This window comes from Halopseudomonas xiamenensis (assembly GCF_014219065.1).
Taxonomy (GTDB): domain Bacteria; phylum Pseudomonadota; class Gammaproteobacteria; order Pseudomonadales; family Pseudomonadaceae; genus Halopseudomonas; species Halopseudomonas xiamenensis.
The window spans coordinates 1-606 of the sequence record NZ_JACLGO010000078.1 but is presented as its reverse complement, the minus strand read 5'-3'; the positions used below and the strand labels follow the sequence as shown (position 1 = coordinate 606).

The 606-nt window shown below is 65.7% G+C and carries 1 protein-coding gene; it reads right to left on the bottom strand.

All coding sequences use genetic code 11. The features are described from left to right. On the bottom strand, positions 1-606 hold a 606-nt coding region (locus H6X51_RS19885; RefSeq protein WP_221627441.1), incomplete at its 5' end, for an electron transfer flavoprotein subunit alpha/FixB family protein.

The window sequence follows — 606 nt, the reverse complement described above, 5'->3', positions numbered from 1 at the left end:
TTACAGCTTGCCAGCCAGCTCCGGCACCGCCTCGAACAGGTCGGCTACCAGGCCATAATCAGCCACCTGGAAGATCGGTGCCTCCTCATCCTTGTTGATGGCAACAATGACCTTGGAGTCCTTCATACCCGCCAGGTGCTGGATCGCGCCGGAGATGCCGACGGCGATGTACAGCTGCGGGGCAACGATCTTGCCGGTCTGGCCGACCTGCATGTCGTTCGGCACGAAGCCGGCGTCAACCGCAGCACGGGAGGCGCCCACTGCGGCGCCCAGCTTGTCGGCCAGGCCGTACAGCAGCTGGAAGTTGTCACCGTTCTGCATGCCGCGACCGCCGGAGACGACGATCTTGGCACCGGCCAGCTCGGGACGGTCGGACTTGGCCAGTTCTTCGCCAACGAAGGCGGAGACACCGGCGTCCTGGGCCGCGGCCACGGCTTCAACGGCGGCACTGCCGCCTTCGGCGGCAACCGGGTCGAAACCGGTGGCGCGCACGGTGATGACCTTGACCGGGGCGTCGGACTTGACGGTGGCAATGGCGTTACCGGCGTAGATCGGGCGCTTGAAGGTGTCGGCGCTTTCCACGGCGATGATCTCGGAGATCTGGTC